At 44.7% G+C, this 20,466-nt stretch carries 21 protein-coding genes; 14 read left to right on the top strand and 7 right to left on the bottom strand.

The features are described 5' to 3' along the window. Positions 1-289: 289 nt before the first annotated feature. Positions 290-1,198, top strand: a complete 909-nt coding sequence (locus OQJ75_RS17180) for a TIGR03899 family protein (RefSeq protein ID WP_265974347.1) — start codon at positions 290-292, stop codon at positions 1,196-1,198. Positions 1,199-1,364: 166 nt separating this feature from the next. Here the strand turns inward: OQJ75_RS17180 and cysC are convergent, their stop codons facing one another. The 4 genes from cysC to cysD all read right to left on the bottom strand — a co-directional run bounded on the left by cysC (position 1,365) and on the right by cysD (position 6,193). Then, positions 1,365-1,985 (bottom strand): adenylyl-sulfate kinase, encoded by a 621-nt coding sequence (cysC, locus tag OQJ75_RS17185; protein ID WP_017083764.1) that lies wholly within the window; start codon positions 1,983-1,985, stop codon positions 1,365-1,367. Positions 1,986-2,009: 24 nt separating this feature from the next. Continuing rightward, complete coding sequence (locus OQJ75_RS17190) at positions 2,010-3,734, bottom strand: SLC13 family permease (protein ID WP_265974349.1); 1,725 nt, start codon at positions 3,732-3,734, stop codon at positions 2,010-2,012. Between the two features lie 65 nt (positions 3,735-3,799). Further along, positions 3,800-5,230 (bottom strand): sulfate adenylyltransferase subunit CysN, encoded by a 1,431-nt coding sequence (cysN, locus tag OQJ75_RS17195; protein WP_265974350.1) that lies wholly within the window; start codon positions 5,228-5,230, stop codon positions 3,800-3,802. 18 nt (positions 5,231-5,248) lie between these two features. After that, positions 5,249-6,193, bottom strand: a complete 945-nt coding sequence (gene cysD / locus OQJ75_RS17200) for a sulfate adenylyltransferase subunit CysD (RefSeq protein WP_265974362.1) — start codon at positions 6,191-6,193, stop codon at positions 5,249-5,251. A 415-nt stretch (positions 6,194-6,608) separates the two neighbouring features. Between cysD and OQJ75_RS17205 the strand changes: the two genes are divergently transcribed. The 11 genes from OQJ75_RS17205 to OQJ75_RS17255 all read left to right on the top strand — a co-directional run bounded on the left by OQJ75_RS17205 (position 6,609) and on the right by OQJ75_RS17255 (position 16,603). Then, positions 6,609-8,585 (top strand): bifunctional 2',3'-cyclic-nucleotide 2'-phosphodiesterase/3'-nucleotidase, encoded by a 1,977-nt coding sequence (locus tag OQJ75_RS17205; protein WP_017076317.1) that lies wholly within the window; start codon positions 6,609-6,611, stop codon positions 8,583-8,585. A gap of 319 nt (positions 8,586-8,904) precedes the next feature. Then, on the top strand, positions 8,905-9,492 hold the full coding sequence (locus OQJ75_RS17210) for a DedA family protein (RefSeq protein WP_265974351.1): 588 nt from the start codon (positions 8,905-8,907) through the stop codon (positions 9,490-9,492). Next, the gene (locus OQJ75_RS17215; protein WP_265974352.1) at positions 9,489-10,622 is read left to right on the top strand and encodes an ATP-grasp domain-containing protein; all 1,134 of its coding nucleotides are present in this window, start codon (positions 9,489-9,491) and stop codon (positions 10,620-10,622) included. Before OQJ75_RS17210 ends, OQJ75_RS17215 begins: the two co-directional genes overlap by 4 nt. A gap of 19 nt (positions 10,623-10,641) precedes the next feature. Then, a complete protein-coding gene (locus OQJ75_RS17220) occupies positions 10,642-11,184 on the top strand; it encodes a DinB family protein (RefSeq protein WP_048662159.1) in 543 nt (180 codons plus the stop codon). Positions 11,185-11,186: 2 nt separating this feature from the next. Then, a complete protein-coding gene (locus OQJ75_RS17225; protein ID WP_265974354.1) occupies positions 11,187-11,936 on the top strand; it encodes an NRDE family protein in 750 nt (249 codons plus the stop codon). 12 nt (positions 11,937-11,948) lie between these two features. After that, positions 11,949-12,386, top strand: a complete 438-nt coding sequence (locus OQJ75_RS17230) for a YHS domain-containing (seleno)protein (protein ID WP_017076312.1) — start codon at positions 11,949-11,951, stop codon at positions 12,384-12,386. Positions 12,387-12,396: 10 nt separating this feature from the next. Next, positions 12,397-12,840 (top strand): hypothetical protein, encoded by a 444-nt coding sequence (locus OQJ75_RS17235; protein WP_265974355.1) that lies wholly within the window; start codon positions 12,397-12,399, stop codon positions 12,838-12,840. 12 nt (positions 12,841-12,852) lie between these two features. Beyond that, complete coding sequence (locus tag OQJ75_RS17240; protein ID WP_265974356.1) at positions 12,853-14,607, top strand: lysophospholipid acyltransferase family protein; 1,755 nt, start codon at positions 12,853-12,855, stop codon at positions 14,605-14,607. 71 nt (positions 14,608-14,678) lie between these two features. Then, positions 14,679-15,245, top strand: coding sequence for a Crp/Fnr family transcriptional regulator (locus tag OQJ75_RS17245; protein WP_004735262.1), 567 nt, complete (start codon positions 14,679-14,681; stop codon positions 15,243-15,245). A gap of 57 nt (positions 15,246-15,302) precedes the next feature. Next, positions 15,303-15,755 (top strand): GNAT family N-acetyltransferase, encoded by a 453-nt coding sequence (locus OQJ75_RS17250; RefSeq protein ID WP_265974357.1) that lies wholly within the window; start codon positions 15,303-15,305, stop codon positions 15,753-15,755. Continuing rightward, positions 15,755-16,603, top strand: a complete 849-nt coding sequence (locus OQJ75_RS17255; RefSeq protein WP_265974358.1) for a DMT family transporter — start codon at positions 15,755-15,757, stop codon at positions 16,601-16,603. The genes OQJ75_RS17250 and OQJ75_RS17255 overlap by 1 nt, the downstream gene beginning before the upstream one ends. A gap of 59 nt (positions 16,604-16,662) precedes the next feature. Here the strand turns inward: OQJ75_RS17255 and OQJ75_RS17260 are convergent, their stop codons facing one another. Further along, positions 16,663-17,247: a LysM-like peptidoglycan-binding domain-containing protein gene (locus OQJ75_RS17260; protein WP_265974359.1), complete on the bottom strand. Its 585-nt coding sequence runs from the start codon at positions 17,245-17,247 to the stop codon at positions 16,663-16,665. Positions 17,248-17,460: 213 nt separating this feature from the next. Between OQJ75_RS17260 and OQJ75_RS17265 the strand changes: the two genes are divergently transcribed. Both OQJ75_RS17265 and OQJ75_RS17270 read left to right on the top strand, forming a co-directional pair. After that, a complete protein-coding gene (locus OQJ75_RS17265) occupies positions 17,461-18,081 on the top strand; it encodes an FKBP-type peptidyl-prolyl cis-trans isomerase (RefSeq protein ID WP_017078817.1) in 621 nt (206 codons plus the stop codon). 134 nt (positions 18,082-18,215) lie between these two features. Then, on the top strand, positions 18,216-18,710 hold the full coding sequence (locus OQJ75_RS17270; RefSeq protein WP_265974360.1) for a DUF2780 domain-containing protein: 495 nt from the start codon (positions 18,216-18,218) through the stop codon (positions 18,708-18,710). Positions 18,711-19,056: 346 nt separating this feature from the next. On the opposite strand, the gene rplQ is transcribed toward OQJ75_RS17270, so the two are convergent. Both rplQ and OQJ75_RS17280 read right to left on the bottom strand, forming a co-directional pair. Then, a complete protein-coding gene (gene rplQ / locus OQJ75_RS17275) occupies positions 19,057-19,437 on the bottom strand; it encodes a 50S ribosomal protein L17 (protein ID WP_004729812.1) in 381 nt (126 codons plus the stop codon). Positions 19,438-19,461: 24 nt separating this feature from the next. Beyond that, positions 19,462-20,454 carry a DNA-directed RNA polymerase subunit alpha gene (locus tag OQJ75_RS17280; protein WP_004729813.1) on the bottom strand — a complete coding sequence of 331 codons (993 nt, stop codon included), beginning with the start codon at positions 20,452-20,454 and terminating at the stop codon, positions 19,462-19,464. Positions 20,455-20,466 lie beyond the last annotated feature (12 nt).

The raw sequence follows: 20,466 nt of genomic DNA on the forward strand, positions 1-20,466 counted from the left end.
AGTTTAATAACGATAATTTTCTTCTAAATTACGCGATGTAATTAGATAAGTAAGCTAGAACGGCGACATAAGTCGCGAGTAATAACCCTATACTAAGCTGTTTCTTCAGCTTGTTATCATTGACTTGATTCATAACCCCTCCCTGAGAACTACAACAAATTTAACATTTTATTATCATCAGCAAAAGTAAAATTTTGTTGAAACCTTCAACTCTGCACGCAAAATCTAGCCACCAATAAGATAAAGAGTTACATTTTAGACAGTTAAGTCGTCTCCTAACGGTACTCTTATGTCAGAAACCAAACAGCCAGTGATCATTGAGCATGCTAGCGATACACAGCACAAGCATGAGAAAAAGCCTCATATTGCCGACAGTGCTAGCAGGATGCTGCACATCGCACAAAGCTTCGGCCTCGATTCCTTAATTAGTCATAGTGCAAAGCCAAACGATAAAGCTGAGAGTACCCTTATCGAACGGGCACTATTACGAGAGAAAAAACGTAGAGAGCTTCGCCAAAAGAACCTAGAACAAATTCTGAAATTGGCACACACTTCATGTAAAGATGAAGCGGCTGGAGATCCTGATCAGGACTGGCTATACCGTTTCTTCGATATGGCACAAGAGATCCACAATACATCGATGCAGAGGCTATGGGCTCAAGTACTGAAACGAGAAGTCACCAACCCAGGCTCGACGTCAATGAAGGCACTTCAGATCTTAAAAGACATGACACCAAAAGAAGCGCTCACCCTACAAAGAGCGGCTTCATTGGGTTGTAGCTTTGGTAGCGATAACAGCAGAAAGCTCTTACTCGGCTTTAAATCTCATGCTGGGTTATTCAGCTTTAGCAAAAGGGACACCACTAACACCATCAACCTTGGTGGGTACAACTTGCCCTACTCTAGCCTGCTCCACTTGATAGAGCTCGGGATTATTCTGGGCACAGAATTAGAATCAGGAGAGATTGATTTCGATCCAGCCCTGCACTTAACCTATCAAGGTAAGAGCATGTCACTGGCGCCTATTTCAAAAGGGGTCAAGCTGGTTTACTACCGATTCAGTCCAACCGGTAACGAGCTGTGCACCTTACTTGGCAACAAACCCAACATACAGTATTACGACCAACTGATTGCACTATTGAGCCAGAAATTCACGGTTCAGACAGAAGTGAAAAGCAGCGTGAATTACACCGTCTAGGCACTCAATAGTGCAAAGAATAAACGGTGTAAAGAGTGAAGAATATTGAGAGGAATAAAGAGAATCTAGAGGATAGGTTTCTTGTCTCGGTAAACCAAGGCTGTACTACTTATCAGTTATGAACAAATCGATAAGCAAGTGGACAGCCTTAGTCATACCAGCGATCTCAATTGGCTAAAATATTACGCTTCTCTAAAGCATCAATACACAATTCGACCAATTCATCGAGTGTCTTCTCACCTGCGGGTAAATCAATCTCAGGATTCTGAGGCGCTTCGTACACTGAACTAATACCTGTAAAGTTCGGTATCTCTCCGGCACGTGCTTTCTTATACAGACCTTTAGGGTCACGCTGTTCGCAAACCTCAAGTGGTGTATTAACAAACACCTCTAGAAACTCACCTTCAGGCAATAAATCACGCACCAACTGTCTCTCCGCTTGATGTGGCGAAATAAACGCAGACAACACGATCAAACCTGCGTCCGCCATCAATTTAGCCAACTCACCAATACGACGAATATTCTCTCGACGGTCTTGCTCAGAGAAACCAAGATCGCTACATAATCCGTGACGAACATTATCGCCATCCAATAAATAAGTATGGTAACCAAGCTGTGCTAAGCGGTTTTCTAATGCTCCAGCGACTGTCGACTTCCCAGAACCAGATAATCCCGTGAACCAGAGCACGGCTGGCTTTTGTGATTTCAGATCAGAGCGGAATGTTTTATCAATCGAGTGTTGATGCCACACAACATTCTCATCTTTTGGTTTGAGTACTGCGGTCATAATTAGTCCTTTAAATAAACAGCATTAAAATGGGAAAAAATAAGGAATTAGGGTCAATACCAAGCCCGAATAGACAATCGAGATTGGAATACCAATGCGCAAATAATCCGTAATATGATAATTACCTACGCTATATACGAGTAAATTGGTTTGGTAACCATAGGGAGAGATAAAGCTAGCACTGGCGCCAAACAACACCGCCATGATAAATGGCATAGGGTCAACGCCATAGCCGATAGCCATGCTGTAGCCAATTGGGAACGAGAGTGCTGCGGCCGCATTATTAGTAACAAGCTCAGTCAGAACCAAGGTCATGAAATAGGTCGCAACTAACGCACCGAACACACCCCAGCCATTAAAGGCTTCCATAAACATCAGCCCCATACGCTCAGACAAACCCGATGAAATCATCAGTTGAGCAATAGAAAGTGCAGAGCCAACGATCACCACAATATCAACCGGAAAACGGCGACGAAGCTCACCAAGTTGCACTACGCCAAAGGCCACCAGCAGCAGTAAGAAACCAGCCAGCCCTTTGATAATCGGCACGGCTTCAGCAAGGGCCAAACCAATCACACTAGCAAAACCGAGCAATACAAACGTCGATTTATCCGCATCAAGCTTGGCACTCGAGTCCAAGTCATTCATCAACACAAACTCTTTGTTGTGTTGCTGGCGCTGTTCTTCAAAGCGTTTGCCTGGAACCAAAATCAAGGTATCACCAGCGGTTAGTGTGATGTTCCCAAGGCCACCTTCGAGGCGTTCATGACCACGACGAATAGCGACCACAACCGCATCGAAACGATCTCTGAACTGGCTAGTTTTCAGGGTTTTGTTACAGAAGCTTGCTGACGAACTCACCACCACTTCAACAAAGCTCTGGCCATTAAGGTGGTGCTGACCAAACAGAGTTAGTCCTTGAATTTCTTGCAGTGTCGCCACACTCTCGACATCGCCACAAAACAGTAATCGGTCTCGAGCTTGGAGTATGAAGTCAGGGTCTATAGACGCGGTTGTTTTACCGTCTCTAATCACTTCTGCTAAGAACAGTTTTCTCAATGCTCTGAGGTTATTCTCGCTCACACTGCGGCCAACTAACGGTGAACCGGGTTCAACTCTGGCTTCTAGAAAGTAAGGCAGATCGTCCTGCGAGCCGTCATCGTAGCTTGGCAAGAAGTAGCTCAGAGGGATAAGGATCAACACACCACCCACTAAGACGGCTAAACCGATCAATGTTGGTGTGAAAAAGTTTAAGCTCGGCAATCCTGCATCTTCAACAAAGCTATTAATGATCAAATTGGTTGAGGTGCCGATCAATGTCAGCGTACCACCTAAAATGGCAGCGTATGACAGAGGGATAAGTAACTTAGATGGCGCGTGTTGTTGATTACGTTTGATCGCTCCGATCAAAGAGACAACCACCGCCGTGTTATTGGTAAAAGAAGAAAGTAGCGCTGTGGAAATACCCAACTTCGCAACCACGGTACCTAGCCTACCTTCAGAGATATTGCGGCTAACCCAGCTGATTAAGCGAGTTTTCTCCAACGCACTTGATGCGAGGATCAGTAGAATTAAAGTCAGTAACGAGGAGTTAGTGAAGTTATTAGCCAAGCTCGACAAGTCGATCATGCCAGCCATAAAAGCAATAAACGCCGCGCCAGCAAAGATAAAGCTTGGCTTAATACGGGTAACGAGCAGGCAAGTAATAATGCCGAGCAAAATCGCTAATACAAATCCTTGTTGCCACATATACCCGTCCTTTATGGCGGAAACGATGGGTTTCCGCCTGATTCAATAAGCTGTTACTTGGTCGTTTATGACTTCAGTAATTGGCTTAGATCTTTGGCATCCCAATGAGGGAAATGCTTACGAACCAGAGCGTTGAACTCAAGTTCAAATGCAGAGATGTTACCGACTTGCTGTTCAACAGAGTCCAAACGGTCTCGAATCAAACCAGCACCAACCGTCACGTTGGTTAGACGGTCGATAACGATGAAACCACCGGTATCCGCACTCTCACGGTATTTATCCAATGCGACAGTCTCGTTCAAAGACCATTCACACAAGCCAATACCATTCAGTGGTAACTCATCGACAGCGTGGGTCGACAGGTTGTTGATGTCATATTGGTGGCGAACCGTTTCAACCTGACCGACGGTTTTCTTGCCTGCGATTTTGATGTCGTAAGCTTTACCCGGTTGCAGTGGTTGTTCTGTCATCCACACGATGTCTGCCAATACGTGGTTAGTGGATTCAATTTGCGCGTTTTCCAACACAATCAAATCACCACGGCTGATATCGATTTCATCTTCAAGGGTCAGCGTTACCGCCAAGCCCGCTTGTGCTGATTCAAGTTCACCATCAAAGGTCACAATGCTTGCCACCTTAGAGGTTTTACCTGAAGGCAACGCCTTGATTTCATCACCCACGCTGACACGACCAGAAGCTACTGTGCCGGCAAAGCCTCGGAAATCTAGGTTAGGACGATTGACGTACTGCACTGGGAAACGGAATTCACCCGCAGAGCGTTTTTGGTCAATGTCTACGTTCTCTAGTACTTCTAATAGCGATGGACCTTCGAACCATGCAAGCTCTTTACTTGGTGCAGCAACGTTAATGCCTTCAAGTGCCGAAACAGGCAGGATCTGAATATTAGTCTCACCCTCTAGGTTTTCAGCAAACTCTAGGTACTGATCGCGAATCTCCTCAAAACGATCTTGCGAGTACTCGACGAGATCCATCTTGTTGACTGCGACGATGAAATGCTTCAAACCAAGCAGGTTAGAAATAAACGAGTGACGACGTGTTTGATCCAGTACGCCCTTACGAGCATCAATCAAGATCACAGCCAGATCACACGTTGAAGCGCCTGTTGCCATGTTACGCGTGTACTGCTCATGCCCTGGGGTATCAGCAATAATGAATTTACGCTTTTGAGTCGAGAAATAACGATAAGCTACATCGATCGTAATCCCTTGCTCACGCTCAGCCTGTAAACCATCAACAAGCAGTGCCAAATCAGGCTTCTCACCTGTCGTACCCACTCGTTGGCTATCCGAGTGAACCGCGGCTAGCTGATCTTCATAAATCTGTTTTGTATCATGGAGCAAGCGACCGATTAACGTACTTTTACCGTCATCTACTGAGCCACAAGTTAAAAATCTAAGCATAGATTTATGCTGATGCTGACTTAGATAACCTTCAATCCCTAGTTCAGCCAATTCGGCTTCTACTGCACTATTCATTTTTCTTTCCTTAGATTCTTAGAAATAACCTTGGCGCTTTTTCAGCTCCATTGAGCCCGACTGATCGTGGTCTATCGCTCGACCTTGACGCTCACTAGACGTCGCCACCAGCATCTCTTCAATAATGCCTGTTAACGTATTCGCCTCAGATTCAACGGCTCCGGTGAGTGGGTAACAACCCAAAGTACGGAAGCGAACGCTTTTCTCTTCAATCACTTCACCTTCTTGCAGTTCCATACGGTCGTCATCAACCATGATAAGCATACCATCACGCTCAACCACAGGACGTTTGTCTGAAAGGTAAAGTGGAACAATATCGATGCTCTCTAGGTAGATGTATTGCCAGATATCAAGCTCAGTCCAGTTAGATAGTGGGAAGACACGAATGCTTTCGCCTTTATTAACCTGACCGTTGTAGGTGTGCCACAGCTCTGGACGCTGGTTTTTTGGATCCCATGTGTGGTTCTTGTCGCGGAAAGAATAAACACGCTCTTTCGCTCGAGATTTTTCTTCATCACGACGCGCACCACCAAAAGCGGCATCGAACCCGTACTTGTTTAACGCCTGCTTAAGGCCTTGAGTTTTCATGATGTCAGTGTGCTTAGAAGAACCATGTACGAACGGGCTACACCCCATCTCAATACCTTCTGGGTTCTTATGTACTAAAAGGTCGAAGCCGTACTTTTTAGCCGTACGATCACGAAACTCAATCATCTCGCGAAATTTCCAATCCGTATCAACATGCAATAGTGGGAATGGAATCTTGCCTGGATAAAACGCTTTGCGAGCTAAATGAAGCATCACAGAAGAATCTTTACCGATGGAGTACATCATTACTGGGTTATCAAACTCAGCAGCAACTTCACGGATAATATGAATACTTTCCGCTTCAAGCTGTTTTAGGTGGGTTAAACGTTCTTGGTCCATTTCAGTGCTTCCTTTAAGGCTCGCGTTACGAGTAATTCATTACTTGGTCTTGCCAAGCAAGGGATTTAACTCATCCACTTGAGTGAATGGGAGTATTGGCACTAGAAGAAAACAGAAGCTTCGTTTTGAGCTATCCTTGCTATTCATCTGCCTGATACGTCCTTGATATAGGCATTATGACGAGCCTCTCATATTACTGGAAATTCTAAAATTTCATTTTTTATTCGAAAAGCTGATAAGGGATTGGATTTACCGATAAGCAGGTGAAATGAATGGACTAATATTATCGATATCAGTTGCGCATCGATTAAGCAGCTTTGGGAGGCGTCTTGCAGAACACCATAAAGTAATCGATCTAAGTCACGAATTAACATTCGTTGTAATCATTGTTTCATTCGGTTTTGTTACATTACGCAACGAATTTTCTACTAATCCACTTTGGAGCTCCAAAATGAAAGTTGCAATGAAACCTTTATCATTGGCTGTACTTGCAGGTCTTGGTTTGACTTTAGCAGGCTGCACAACAACACCAGATACCGATGAAGTGATTAAACTACGTGTCGTAGAAACGACGGACATCCATACCAACCTAATGGATTACGACTACTACAAAGACAAGCCATCGAAAAAAATCGGCTTAGCACGTACTGCAACTTTAGTAAAAGAAGCTCAAAGCGAAGTAACCAACAGCGTATTAGTTGATAACGGTGATTTGCTGCAAGGTAGCCCGATGGGTGACTACATGGCAGACAAAGGCATCGAAGCGGGCGAAGTTCACCCTGCGTACAAAGCAATGAATCAACTAAGCTACGACGCTGCAAACCTAGGTAACCACGAATTCAACTACGGTCTTGAGTTCCTAGAAGAGTCTATCAACGATGCTGATTTCCCATACATCAGTGCCAACGTTTACGACGCAGAAACCAAAGAACACTACTTCACGCCTTACATCATCAAGACGCATACGTTCGAAGATACTGCTGGCGTAGAGCATGAAGTAAAAGTAGGCTACATCGGTTTCGTTCCACCACAAATCATGACGTGGGATAAGAAGAACCTTGAAGGCAAAGTGATCGCTCGTGACATCATTGAGACAGCTAACGAGCTAGTGCCTCAAATGAAAGCAGAAGGCGCTGAAGTTATCGTTGCTATCCCTCACTCAGGCGTATCAACTGACCCTTACAAAAATGGCGAAGAGAACTCAACGTTCTACCTCTCTGAAGTAGATGGTATCGATGCAATCGCATTCGGCCACTCTCATGCAGTATTCCCAGGTAAAGGTTTTGATGACATTCAAGGCATCGACAACGAAACGGGCACAATGAATGGCGTTGCGGCAGTAATGCCTGGTCGTTGGGGTAGCCACGTTGGTGTTATGGACCTAACACTTGCACAAAAAGACGGTAAGTGGGAAGTCGTTAAAGGCCAATCAGAAGCACGCCCTATCTACGACAAGATCGAGAAGAAATCGCTTGCTGCTGCAGATGAAGGTATCGTAACGGCACTAGAAAAAGACCATGCAGGTACTCGTGAGTTTGTTAACCAACCTATTGGTAAAGCAGACGACGTGATGTACAGCTTCCTATCTCTAGTACAAGACGATCCAACAGTACAAATTGTTAACCTTGCACAGAAAGATTACGTAGAACAGTTCATCCAAGGTGACCCAGACCTAGACGGTATTCCAGTATTGTCAGCGGCAGCGCCTTTTAAAGCCGGCGGTCGTAAAAATGACCCAGCTAACTTCACTGAAGTGGAATCAGGTCAACTAACGTTCCGTAACGCAGCCGATTTATACCTTTACCCGAACACGTTAGTCGCAATGAAGGTAACGGGTCACGAAGTACAAGAGTGGCTTGAGTGTTCAGCTGGTCAGTTCAACCAAGTTGATGTTAACTCGACAGCACCACAACAGTTGATCGAGTGGGATAACTTCCGTACTTACAACTTTGATGTTATCGACGGTGTTGATTACCAAATCGACGTAACACAACCTGCGAAATACGATGCAAACTGTAAAGTGGTTAACCCTGAGTCTCAACGTATTGTTGGCCTAACTTACCAAGGTAAGCCAATCGACATGAAGCAAGACTTCTTGATCGCAACCAACAACTACCGTGCATACAGTGCTAAGTTCCCAGGTACAGGCGAAGATTTCATCGCATTTGATGCACCAGATGAAAACCGCACTGTTCTTGCTAACTACATCTCTCGCGTAAGCAAAGAGCAAGGTCAAGTTAGCCCAAGCGCAGATAACAATTGGTCATTTGCTCCAATCAAAACGGATAACAAGCTAGATATTCGCTTTGAAACATCTCCAAGTGACAAAGCGGCTGAATTCATCAAAGAAAAAGGTCAATACCCGATGAAACGTGTTGCGACTGACGATGTTGGTTTTGCTGTTTACCAAATTGACTTAACTAAATAGATAGCTTTATTAATCAATAGTTAATGTTATTAAAGGCTGAGTTTAACGACTCAGCCTTTTTCTTTTCTTATGTAAGATCCCCCACCCAAAGCCCGGTTTTTTTAACTACAAACTCTCGTTAAATCCACTTTTAAAATATCAAACATTTCGCTTCAATCTTGACTTAAACAACGCATTCCACAGTACTGGTCGAACAAAGCAAGTACAAAAAATCCTCCATCACCTGTAAGTTTTTCCCCGCTCCTCCTGTCTATTTAATTTACTACACTCAATGAATGATCATTAAGCCATTCATTTATAGGATAGATAAGGATATTTAATGAGCAGCGTCGAGAGCATTCAGGCATGGTTAAATACAGGAGAGGAGTCGTTGCTATGGCTGATGCTTGGCATCATCGCGCTTTCTTACCTGCTTGAAGATCTGGCGATTGTTACGGCAGCTGGTTTAGCAACTCAAGGGCTCATTCTTCCTCAATATGCGTTGCTTGCCATTTTCATCGGCATTGCCACTGGTGACTTGGGACTCTATTACCTAGGAAAATCAGGACGTTACTTCAGAGGCGTTCGTTACAAAGCCCTCACGAATAAGTACTTTCGTTCGCTTCGTACCAAATTACGTCAGAACGCATTCAGCAGCCTTTTTGTTATCCGCTTTATTCCAGGGCTTCGCACCGTCGGGTTTACCTTAAGTGGCTTTTTCGCCATCCCACTGCCTACTTTCTTGTTTGCTGTCATCAGCGCCACCGCGATCTGGACTGGCATTGTCTTCTCTGCCATCTACTATTTAGGGACATCAGCGTGGCTGCAAGCCTCTGAATATCAATGGATCGTTATCCCGTGTGCCATCGCTTTACTGTTTATCGGTAATCGATTAATGAATAAAACCTACTCTAGAGGATTATCATGAGTTCACCGCAAGATATTCGCATCATTCCCGCACATCAAATCAATGCAGGCATGCCTTTGCTTGAAAAAGATACCGTGCGCAGTGTCTCTCCTTATGAGTTTCTTCCAACTTGGTTCTTCTACACGCCAGTGGTGATTCAAAGCCTGATGCAAGGGTTACGGCACTTTGACTGGGCGCTGCCGCTCATCGCCAACCCGAGCATCAAGTTAAGCGGAATGGTAGGCGAATCAAAACACGAGATATTAAGCCTTGCCGGATCTTCAAGTCAGCGTTGGATCTCTCCGTTTATCACCCTCACCAAAACGGATCTTAGCAGTAAGAAACAAGCCGAAGATGCGCGCAGCGCACTCATACAATCGGACCTCGATTTCCCGATTGTGGCCAAACCGGATCTTGGCTGTCGAGGTGTTGGCGTTAAGCTGATCAAAACACAAGATCAACTTGAGCAGTATGTTGAATCTTTCCCAAATAATGCTCGCTTTCTATTGCAAGAAAAGGCGCCTTATCAAGCCGAAGCGGGTGTTTTCTACGTTCGTTACCCAAATAAAAAGCAAGGCGAGATCATCTCGATCACACTCAAATACGCACCAATGGTGACGGGGGATGGTAGCTCGACACTCAAACAGTTAATTGAAAATAGCCCGCGTGCTGGGCAGCTTAGTCACCTGTATCTACCGAGACATGAAGATAAATTGGATCAAGTGCTCGCAGAGGGTGAAGAGTTCCAACTCGCGTTTGCAGGTAGCCATAGCCGTGGCTGTATCTTCCGAGACGGCAATCAATACATCACTCAGGCTTTAACCGAACGCTTAGACGAGATATTCGATGACTTTGATGGTTTTCATTATGGCCGACTCGACGTCAAGTTTAAAGACATGCACAGCCTAATGAACGGCGAGGATTTCACGATCCTTGAGGTCAATGGCGCAAGTAGTGAGGCTGGGCATATCTGGGATCGCAACACACCGCTGCGAGAGATATTTTCTACGCTACTTCTGCAATACCGCATTCTTTTTGATATTGGCGCTCAACAAAAACAACGAGGCCATAAGACTCCCTCTTTCAAGAGCTTATTCGCTGCGTGGCAAGAAGAGCGACGTCTTGTTCAACAATATCCGACCACTGACTAACTTTGTACGAGGACCATGAATGAACCCCATAGCCCAACCAAGCGCCCTCACTTCTTTCTCTCCAAGTATCAAAGGAGCGGTAGAAATATTAAATCAGGGTCTAGAGTTTTTGTTAGCGATATCTGACAGCGACTATCTGACACGAGCAAAGCCGCACGTCACAAGCTCTATTGGTGAGCATACTCGTCATACGCTCGATCTTTTTCACGCTTTAATTTTAAAAGAGAATGCGACCGTTGATTACAACACTCGCCGTCGTGGTCATCCCGTCGAATTCGACAGGTCGATTGCGTTGAAAGAGATCCATTACGTAATCAACTGGCTTGAACGATTAGACCGTCGAGATCTCGAAGCGCCTATCATGATCCAAACCGAAGTTTCAATGGATACACAAGTGTTCGCCAGCCTGCCTTCTACGTTAGAAAGAGAGGTCACCTTTGCTGCTCTGCATGCCAATCATCATTACGCGATGATAAAGGTGATCACCACCTTCCTAGACATTGAAACCTGTAACACCTTTGGTTATGCCCCAACCACCAGTAGCTATCTGAGGGAGCAATAATCATGTGTTCAGTATCTTGGCTGCTTGAAGACAATGGCTATCAGGTCTTTTTTAATCGTGATGAACAGAAGACACGGGCATTGGCGATGCCACCGAAACAATATCGAGTTAACGGCGTCGATATCATCATGCCACTCGACCCAACCGGCGGTGGTAGCTGGATCAGTATTAATGAGTTCGGACTTTCGTTATGTTTGCTCAACAACTATCAAGGCACCGTGCCCGCTGGCCCTTTGATCAGCCGCGGTTTGTTGCTCAAGAACTTATCATCGAGTCACAGCATTACTCAGATTTCTGAGGTATTTCATAAGCTCGACTTGCACTCTTTTGCCCCATTTACCTTGCTGGCTTTCGCGCCAAACTTAACTCAACACCATGGTTTGGTTATCGCCTATATGTGGGATGGCATTCAACAAAAAATAGTCGAAACCGATTCTCCGCTCTTCTCATCAGGTGTTGATTTAGAGCGAGTGCAAGCCTACCGACAAGCAAAATACGATCAGCTTATGGCAATGGGTAAGAATCAACAGAACTTACTGATGTTTCACTCTCACCATCACAGCGAACAGCCTCACTTAGCGACCTGTATGCATCGTGAAGACGCGCACACCGTGAGCTTTACACACTTACGTAATCTACACGGCCAAGCCTCTATGTTTTACGCACCCGGCTCGCCTTGTGAACCCATTAAACCATGCCAGATAAATCAACAGCGTTTTACCTTCGATTTATCACCAGCAATCAATCTATAGATGGAGTCCATCATGAGAAAACTATTAACCATGGTCATGCTACTTGTTAGCCCTTACGTATTTGCTGCAGACGAAATCTACACCGGATTCTTTAGCAGCAAGGCGCTCGATGGCTACGATACCGTAGCTTATTTCACTTCAGGTAAGCCTATTGAAGGCAGTAAAAAATTCAGCACTGAGTACAAAGGTGCGGACTGGTATTTCTCTTCTGAAAAGAATCTGACTTTATTTGTTAATAATCCTGAAAAATATGCCCCTCAATATGGTGGCTATTGCGCTTGGGCTGTTTCAGCAAAAAGTGACTTTGCACCCGGTGACCCTCAGCAATGGACAATTGTTGATAACAAGCTTTACCTCAACTACGACCAAGAGATTAAGCAACGTTGGGAACAAGACCGAGCACAACATATTCAAAAAGCCGACACCGTTTGGCCGCAACTGATCAAGTAAGGGAATAATCATGACATTGACTCCAGCTAAGCATATCCCTGCAGCATTCATCGCTTTTGTATTTATTCAGTCGCTGTTTTTCAAGTTCACTGGCTCATATGAGACAGAACATATCTTTGGCACCCTAGCTACATGGTCAGGCCTAAGCTGGTTTGGCTCATTTGGCGGCTACTTAATTGGTGGCGCTGAGCTGATTGCTGCCATTCTGTTGTTCACTCGCTGGCATGGCCTTGGTGCCATCATGAGTGTGGGGATTATGAGTGGCGCGATTTTCTTCCACTTGTTTACGCCATTAGGTATTCAAATGCCTGAGTTCAATGCGGCAGGTGAAGTTGTCGGTTATGACGGTGGATTATTGTTTGGCATGGCATGCCTAGTCTGGCTATGCGGTGCATTTTTAAGTGTTAAAGATTTCAAGAATCAAGACGGTTTCCTACACAACTTTAGTCAATAAGGTAGCTATATTATGATTGATAGTCCTTTTCGTTTACCACGTTACACACCTTTTGGCTTAGGTGAGTCTGTTGTCGAGTGGGCAACTGGGCTATCTAAGCTAGACCGACTCTATCAAGATCGAAAAAACGAGTTATCTAGCTTCGAATTCATGAATTACACCCTGTCAGCACTCAATATCGACTACTCGGTTGTATCGGGAAGCACAGAAAACATCCCGGAAGAAGGGCCTGTCGTAATTGTGGCGAACCACCCACTTGGCGCCATTGAGGGTGTGATCCTTGCTGATCTCGTAGGATCGGTGAGAAAGGATGTGAAGGTGTTAGCGAATGAGTTGCTCAAGCGACTGCCTGAACTGGATGATCTTTTCATCGGAGTCGATGTCTTTAATAGTAAAGAATCGAAACGCACCAATGCCAAAGCCATTCGAGATGCCAATCGTCACTTGTCCGATGGCGGACTTTTGATTGTGTTCCCTGCGGGCGAAGTATCGAGTTACCGTAAAGGGGCTAAAACACTAACGGATATCGAATGGAGCAAATCGGTTGCGAAGTTCGTTAAACGTCATCAAGCCGCTACGGTGCCTATCTTTATCAATGGTAAAAACAGTGAGCTTTTCTACCAAGCGGGTCGTGTGCACCCATTGTTGAGAACCGCTCTACTCGGGCGTGAACTTCTTAATAAACAAGCGACAACTATCTCTATCTCGATTGGCTCATCGATTCCGTATTCAGAGATAAAATCGTTTGAAAAAGAGATGGATATCGTCAACTACCTACGACTTAATACCTACCTAATGAGTCAACAAGATAGCCCGAATACGCCAATCCACGCGCCCTCTTTCGATACCCAAGTGATAGCGCCAATATCACCCGAAGTATTGGCAATAGAGATAGGATCACTCCCTGAAGAGATGAAGCTACTCGAGCAAGGCGACTTCGAGGTCTACTGCACGCCAAGCCAATCTATTCCCAACTTAATGCGTGAGATTGGTCGAGTAAGAGAAGAAAGCTTTAGAGAAGTTGGCGAAGGCAGCGGGCTTGCCTGTGATTTAGATGAGTATGACCTTTACTACCACCAACTGTTTGTGTGGAATAAAACCAAGGCAGAACTGGTTGGCGCGTATCGACTCGGTATGGTCGACAAGTTAATCGCTGAGCATGGGTTGGACCAACTCTATTCCCGCAGTCTGTTTAACTACAACCAAGAGTTCATTAATACTCTAGAAAACAGTATTGAGCTTGGGCGTTCTGTCGTGAGTAAGCCTTATCAAAAGAGCCTTAACTCACTATTACTATTGTGGAAAGGCATCGCGACCTTTGTTTCTCGTCACCCTCAATATACCCATCTGTTCGGCCCAGTCAGTATCAGTAATGATTACAGCCACAATGCGCGTTTGTTGATCGCGACCACCTTATCGATCCATCACTATGATGAGGAAAAGGCGAATTTGGTTTCACCTTCGTCACCTCTCAATACCAGTAATCATGTGTTCTGGCAAAATCATCTGTTATCGTCATTGGCGAGTGTTCCTCTGCTCTCTAAAGTGTTAGCACGTATGGAGCAAGGAAAAGGCCTACCAGTACTACTGCGACAGTATCTAGGGATGAACGGTAAGTTGGTGTGCTTTAACGTCGACCCATCATTTAATGACGCTCTGGATGGCTTGATTGTGGTTAACCTTAAGAAAGTACCACTGAAAACTCTTGGTAAATACATGGGTAGAGAACTTGCTCAAGATTATCTAGAACAGCACGCTCGACGCTGATTTAGCCAGCTCTGTACCTATACTCAAATAAGTGCGATGATTTCTACACTTATTTGGGTTAGGTTATTTCCATGCACACCTCTTTTATCGAACAACTACAAAGCTTCGACTTCTCTGAAAGTCAGATTGAATCTCTATTAGCTGTCGCGAAACCGCTTGAGCTACCAACTAGACATATCCTGATCAATCAAGGTGAGATGGCGAGTTCAATCTACTTTGTACTTGAAGGCTTGTGCCACGCTTGTTATCTCACTAATGACGGTAAGCAATACAGCAAAGAATTCTACTGGGAACAAGATTGGATCATCGGCTTTGAGAGTTTGATAAAAAACCAAGCGTCCCCTTACCTGTTAGAAACACTCACACCAATTACTATGTTAGAGCTGCCAATGAATGCGGTTATCGAGTGGCGCGCATCAAACAACCCTCTGTATTTAAAGTTGTTAGAAACTCAGCTGATGCATAAGGAAAACAAAGAACGCTTTATGCTGCTCTATACACCCGAGCAACGCTATCAACTTTTCTGCGAACATTATCCCGACCTTGAGCAGCGCTTGAACGACAACCAAATTGCCGCTTACCTAGGAATAACCGCGATCAGTCTGAGCAGAATTAAAGGTCGAATTAACAATAGTTAATGCCAACAATCATCGCGCATAGTACATTCAGAGCATCGATAACCTCTGGATGTAAACATGATCACTTGGCACTCAATTCCTTTCTCTGAACTTTCAACACATCAGCTTTATCAATTACTTAAATTGCGAGTAGATGTATTTGTGGTTGAGCAAACTTGTCCTTATCCAGAGCTCGACGGTAAAGATACACTCGCAGGTGTTGAGCACCTGCTTGGCTATTCTGATGAAGAGTTGGTAGCGTGTGCACGCTTGTTACCACCAGGGACTTCTTACGACCACACAAGCATCGGCCGAGTAGCAACTAAGCAATCAGCAAGAGGCGATGGCTTAGGCCACCAATTGTTAAAAGAAGCGTTAACACGCTGTGAGGATCTTTGGCCGAGCACGACTATCGATATTGGTGCACAACAACACCTAGAAAACTTCTATGTGAGCCACGGCTTCAAAACGATCTCTGAGATGTACTTGGAAGACGATATTCCGCACGTTGATATGAGATTAGAGAAGTAATGTCGAATATCACTGTCGGTATCCTATTTCTGATTGCAGGTAACTTGTTTGCCTCGCTTTCCGACGTAGCGGTAAAACTGTTGAATGGCGAAGTGCCACCTCTTCAGTATATTTTTTTCCGACAGCTGATATCTCTGCTCATCATCACCCCTTTGTGGCTACAGCAGAAAAAGGAACAACGACGCTTACAGCAGGCCAAAGTGACCATCATACGCGGACAGCTGATATTAATTGGCAGTGGATGCATGGTCGTCGCAATTACCCATTTATCTTTGGCCACCGCTAACGCTGTATTTTATGTCGCACCCTTGTTGATGCTGCCTCTCTCAATATTGCTACTCAAAGAGCAACCCGCTCTGGGTAAGGTGATAGCAACCACCATCGGCTTCATTGGTGCATTGATTGTCTTGAGGCCATCACAATTTCATTGGGCAGCACTGTTTGCTTTGGGTACAGCACTCACCCTCGCACTATTCAATGTATTGGTAAGAAAGCTTCCTAGTGAGCAAACGGTGGTCACTACGCTGTGGTGGACAACCTTATTCTCTATTCCAGCCTCATTAGTACTGTGCTTCTTATACTGGCAGCCGGTGTCTGTGGAGCATTTGGGATATATAGCATTAAGTGCGACGCTAATCTTAAGCTACAACGGACTTGCGGTCGCTGCCTACCAAAAAGCACACTCTAGTCAAATTGCCTTGGCTGAATACTCAGGCTTAGTGTTTGTCGCCATAATAGGCGCTATATGGTTTGATGAGATTCCAGATACGTTAACCTTTATCGGAATTATGCTCATCATCTTACCGCTCGCCCCTTTCAAGCGACCCAAAAAAAGAGCTAATGCTTAGCTCTTTTCTATCGTTTATCTGTGTCTGGTGAAGCGCTTTAAATCAAGCTAACTGTTCATCTACTTACTGCGACCAAAGCCACCATCTGATAAGCGGAAGAACATCACCGATGTGTCGCCTTTCTCTAGTTGAAGAATGTCCAACTGCCCAGTTTCAGCAAGTTTGAAACGAACAAGCTGACCTTGACGAATCTGACTTAGTGGCTTATCTACACCTTCAATACGTACTAGCGCGTTCAAGTCAGACAATGGCAAACCGTTGTTTCGAAAAACCTGCGATAACGTATCCCCTTGCTTAACAAGGTACTCCTGCCAATTTTTGTTACTCGGTTCTGATGAACTGCTTTTGGCATTTTGCTGTTCACTTAAGCCGACGGTGTTTATTTCAAGCTCAACGCGCGATGTTGTTGAAGCTGTGTCTACTTTAGGTTCTGGTAGCGGCACAAAAAGTAATATCAGTACGATCGGAGAAATTGCCATCAACAGTCTTTGGTGTAACTTCGGCAATGAACCCCAAATTTGCGCTGCCGAGCTTTTCATTTTCTTCACATCGATCGAACTCAATTTCTCTTTGACCTGATTCAGTCGATCCTTGAATTCTGCTAAGTGGTCAACTTTCTGTTTTTTCTTTTGACGACGATTCATACCACTGCGTCCTATACATTGAATAACTACAGTATAAAAACCAAAGTACCAACAGTATAGATCTTTCCGCTACAACAGAGACCAAAGCAAGAAAATTGACATAGCTGTGATTTGGATACGGTAAAGCGTAAGTGATCAGGGGCTAGCCGTTTATTCAGGCTGCTAATACTGGTATTCTTACCCTTTTCGTACTGACAAAAAGAGTGACTTTTCATGTCTGAAGTAAAATTTGAAACTGTAGAGCAAAAAGCTAGCTACGGTATCGGCCTACAAATGGGCCAACAACTTGCTGGTTCTGGTCTTGAAGGCCTAAACGTTGACGCAATCGCTGCTGGTATCGCAACAGCTCTAGTTGGTGACATGCCAGCTATCGAAGTTGACGAAATCAACAACGCACTACAAGAGCTACACACTCGTGGTGAAGCTGCACGTCAAGAACTAGCTAAAGCAGCAGCTGCTGACGGCGAAGCTTTCCTAACTGACAACGCTCTTCGTTCAGAAGTAACAGTTCTTGAGTCTGGTCTTCAGTACGAAGTACTAACTGAAGGTACTGGCGAAATCCCAACTGCAGACAAGCAAGTGCGTGTTCACTACCACGGTGAACTAACTGACGGTACTGTTTTCGACAGTTCTGTATCTCGCGGTCAACCTGCTGAATTCCCAGTAACTGGCGTAATTCAAGGTTGGGTACAAGCTCTACAAATGATGCCTGTTGGCTCTAAGTGGAAGCTATACATCCCTCAAGATCTAGCATACGGTGAGCGCGGCGCAGGTGCTGCAATTCCACCATTTGCAGCTCTAGTGTTTGAAGTAGAACTTCTAGCTATCCTTTAATTTTTATAAAAACCTTTAGTAAAACAAAATACTATAGGCAAATAAAATTAAAATAATCCAACGGCGATGTGACTACATCGCCGTTTTTCGTTTATAGTGAATAGGTCGATTACTTTATTACTTAAGGAAGAATAATGAAGAAAATACTCATCACTATGCTCAGCAGCCTTGCTGTAGTCTCTTGCGCTAGCACTAGCGACTCTGAACAAACCGGTTCAACATCAGATACCAACTATTCCCAACTATCGCAAACTGCCCTGATGGCAGCAGTGAATATGTGGTCTCATCAAAACGAAACAACACCACTTGCTGATACCGTTGCTGATCAAGCATCTGTTACCAGCGATCAAGCAATTGGCGGTATTGGTTCAATGTTAGCCCTTGCTCAAAATTCACTTGGCACAGCTGACAACAAAGAACTCGCGACACTTATTCCTGGCATGTCGAGCCTAGAGTCTACTGGTCTATCATCGCTATTAAGCTCACAAGGTGCCGTTGAAAGTGCATTTGCTGGGTTAGGTATGGATTCGTCAATGGTTACGACATTTGCACCAATAATTCTTCAGGCACTTCAATCACAAGGTGCAACAAGTGGCCTTATGGATTCACTTGCCGCTATTTGGCAGTAGGCCATCGCGATTAGCGATTAGCGATTAGCGATTAGCGATTAGCGATTAGCGATTAGTTGAAGAATATTGTAAGGGCACTTCGGTGCTCTTTTTTGTGCGTGGAAGAAAAGATATTTGAGATACGAGATACGAGATACGAGATACGAGATACGAGATACGAGATACGAGATACGAGATACGAGATACGAGATACGAGATACGAGATACGAGATACGAGATATTTTTAAAAAATAGAGCAGAGCAGGCAAGTAAAAATGCCAAATATCGTGGTGCAATTTTTCAATTCAATAGAAACAAAAAAAGCCGAGCTAATGCTCGGCTTTTTGTATTAAGAATCTAGTATAGATTACTCAGCAGCTTCTTCAGCAGCTGGGCGGTCTACAAGCTCAATGTAAGCCATTGGAGCTTTATCACCAGTACGGAAACCACATTTAAGAATGCGAGTGTAACCACCTTGGCGAGCCGCGAAACGCGGGCCTAGTTCATTAAATAGTTTTGCCACAACTTCGTTATCACGAGTGCGAGCAAATGCAAGACGACGGTTAGCAACACTGTCTGTCTTAGCTAGGGTAATCAATGGCTCAATTACGCGACGTAGTTCTTTTGCTTTAGGCACGGTAGTTTTAATAACTTCGTGACGAACAAGAGAGCTAGCCATGTTGCTGAACATCGCTTTGCGATGACTGCTGTTGCGGTTGAGTTGACGACCACTTTTACGATGGCGCATGACCTAATCCTTCTAACTTTTCGATTAATCTTCAGCGATTGACGCTGGTGGCCAGTTTTCTAGACGCATGCCTAGAGAAAGACCACGTGAAGCAAGCACATCTTTAATCTCTGTAAGAGATTTCTTACCAAGGTTTGGCGTTTTAAGTAGCTCAACCTCAGTGCGCTGTACAAGATCACCGATGTAGTGAATCGCTTCTGCTTTCAAACAGTTAGCAGAGCGAACTGTTAGTTCAAGATCGTCTACAGGACGTAGTAGGATAGGATCGAATTCTGGCTTCTCTTCCTTCTCCTCAGGTACACGTACATCACGAAGATCTACGAACGCATCCAGTTGTTCAGCTAAAATAGTAGCTGCACGACGGATTGCTTCCTCAGGTTCTAGAGTACCGTTCGTTTCCATATCGATAACAAGCTTGTCTAAATCAGTACGTTGTTCTACACGTGCCGCTTCTACAGCGTAAGCGATTTTATCAACCGGGCTGTAAGTAGCGTCAACTAGTAGACGACCGATAGGACGCTCATCTTCTTCAGTATGGATACGAGCTGAAGCTGGAACGTAACCACGACCACGTTCTACTTTGATACGCATAGCGATCTCAGCGTTGTCATCCGTTAGGTGACAAATTACGTGCTCAGGGTTAGCGATCTCTACATCACCATCGTGGGTGATGTCACCTGCAACAACAGGGCCTGAGCCTGATTTGTTCAGTGTAATAAACACTTCATCTTTGCCTTCAGCAACGCGTACAGCCAAACCTTTAAGGTTTAGAAGGATTTCCAGGATATCTTCCTGAACGCCTTCTTTAGTGCTGTATTCGTGTAGCACACCTTCAATTTCAACTTCTGTTACGGCACAACCCGGCATAGAAGATAGAAGAATGCGGCGAAGAGCATTACCTAGAGTGTGGCCGAAACCTCGCTCTAATGGCTCAAGAGTTACTTTCGCGTGTGTCGTATTGATCTGTTCAATGTCAACAAGACGCGGCTTAAGAAATTCTGTTACAGAACCCTGCATTGTGTCCTCTCT

The sequence above is a fragment of the Vibrio sp. 14G-20 genome (assembly GCF_026241515.1).
Taxonomy (GTDB): Bacteria; Pseudomonadota; Gammaproteobacteria; order Enterobacterales; family Vibrionaceae; genus Vibrio.

What these genes read in the sequence shown, in the direction of transcription:
- OQJ75_RS17180 (WP_265974347.1), top strand. Translation starts at nt 290, where the DNA reads ATGTCAGAAACCAAACAGCCAGTGATCATTGAGCATGCTAGCGATACA.
- cysC (WP_017083764.1), bottom strand. Translation starts at nt 1,985, where the DNA reads ATGACCGCAGTACTCAAACCAAAAGATGAGAATGTTGTGTGGCATCAA.
- OQJ75_RS17190 (WP_265974349.1), bottom strand. Translation starts at nt 3,734, where the DNA reads ATGTGGCAACAAGGATTTGTATTAGCGATTTTGCTCGGCATTATTACT.
- cysN (WP_265974350.1), bottom strand. Translation starts at nt 5,230, where the DNA reads ATGAATAGTGCAGTAGAAGCCGAATTGGCTGAACTAGGGATTGAAGGT.
- OQJ75_RS17205 (WP_017076317.1), top strand. Translation starts at nt 6,609, where the DNA reads ATGAAAGTTGCAATGAAACCTTTATCATTGGCTGTACTTGCAGGTCTT.
- OQJ75_RS17210 (WP_265974351.1), top strand. Translation starts at nt 8,905, where the DNA reads ATGAGCAGCGTCGAGAGCATTCAGGCATGGTTAAATACAGGAGAGGAG.
- OQJ75_RS17215 (WP_265974352.1), top strand. Translation starts at nt 9,489, where the DNA reads ATGAGTTCACCGCAAGATATTCGCATCATTCCCGCACATCAAATCAAT.
- OQJ75_RS17220 (WP_048662159.1), top strand. Translation starts at nt 10,642, where the DNA reads ATGAACCCCATAGCCCAACCAAGCGCCCTCACTTCTTTCTCTCCAAGT.
- OQJ75_RS17225 (WP_265974354.1), top strand. Translation starts at nt 11,187, where the DNA reads ATGTGTTCAGTATCTTGGCTGCTTGAAGACAATGGCTATCAGGTCTTT.
- OQJ75_RS17230 (WP_017076312.1), top strand. Translation starts at nt 11,949, where the DNA reads ATGAGAAAACTATTAACCATGGTCATGCTACTTGTTAGCCCTTACGTA.
- OQJ75_RS17235 (WP_265974355.1), top strand. Translation starts at nt 12,397, where the DNA reads ATGACATTGACTCCAGCTAAGCATATCCCTGCAGCATTCATCGCTTTT.
- OQJ75_RS17240 (WP_265974356.1), top strand. Translation starts at nt 12,853, where the DNA reads ATGATTGATAGTCCTTTTCGTTTACCACGTTACACACCTTTTGGCTTA.
- OQJ75_RS17245 (WP_004735262.1), top strand. Translation starts at nt 14,679, where the DNA reads ATGCACACCTCTTTTATCGAACAACTACAAAGCTTCGACTTCTCTGAA.
- OQJ75_RS17250 (WP_265974357.1), top strand. Translation starts at nt 15,303, where the DNA reads ATGATCACTTGGCACTCAATTCCTTTCTCTGAACTTTCAACACATCAG.
- OQJ75_RS17255 (WP_265974358.1), top strand. Translation starts at nt 15,755, where the DNA reads ATGTCGAATATCACTGTCGGTATCCTATTTCTGATTGCAGGTAACTTG.
- OQJ75_RS17260 (WP_265974359.1), bottom strand. Translation starts at nt 17,247, where the DNA reads ATGAATCGTCGTCAAAAGAAAAAACAGAAAGTTGACCACTTAGCAGAA.
- OQJ75_RS17265 (WP_017078817.1), top strand. Translation starts at nt 17,461, where the DNA reads ATGTCTGAAGTAAAATTTGAAACTGTAGAGCAAAAAGCTAGCTACGGT.
- OQJ75_RS17270 (WP_265974360.1), top strand. Translation starts at nt 18,216, where the DNA reads ATGAAGAAAATACTCATCACTATGCTCAGCAGCCTTGCTGTAGTCTCT.
- rplQ (WP_004729812.1), bottom strand. Translation starts at nt 19,437, where the DNA reads ATGCGCCATCGTAAAAGTGGTCGTCAACTCAACCGCAACAGCAGTCAT.
- OQJ75_RS17280 (WP_004729813.1), bottom strand. Translation starts at nt 20,454, where the DNA reads ATGCAGGGTTCTGTAACAGAATTTCTTAAGCCGCGTCTTGTTGACATT.